This window comes from Psychroserpens mesophilus (genome assembly GCF_050617655.1).
Classification (GTDB): Bacteria; Bacteroidota; Bacteroidia; order Flavobacteriales; family Flavobacteriaceae; genus Psychroserpens; species Psychroserpens mesophilus_A.
The window spans coordinates 1-420 of the sequence record NZ_JBODQC010000046.1; the positions used below are offsets into that span (position 1 = coordinate 1).

Genomic DNA, 420 nt, shown 5'->3' on the forward strand with positions numbered 1-420 from the left:
GCTGGCCGTCCCGGCTTATTTTTTCTATATCCTGTTCTGGCTGCTGTCCGAGGGGGTTATGTTTATATCGGATGTCATCCTCAAGTTGCTGTTCCGGTCGGACGGGGACGAGGTGCAGATGTCGTTCACGAAGCCGGACCTCGGGGACTCCATTACCGAGCAGAGGGAGACCGTGGAGGAAAAAGACGAGGTGGATTCCGAGATCCAGATCTTCCAGAACGCCCTGGAATTTTCTGAGGTAAAGGCGCGGGAGGTGATGGTGCCCCGGACGGAAATCACCGCCGTGGAACTGCACGAAAGCCCCAAAAACGTCACAAAACTCTTTACCGAAACCGGGTATTCCAAAATCCTGGTCTTCAAGGATACCATCGACAACATCATCGGGTACATCCAATCCTACGAGCTGTTATAAAGGCCCAA

Annotated in this window: 1 pseudogene; it reads left to right on the plus strand. The window is 53.1% G+C overall.

Annotated elements, in window-relative coordinates:
- Positions 1 to 406: pseudogene (locus ACRHNM_RS16260) on the plus strand (hemolysin); the annotation flags it as partial.
- Between the last annotated feature and the right edge of the window lie 14 nt (positions 407 to 420).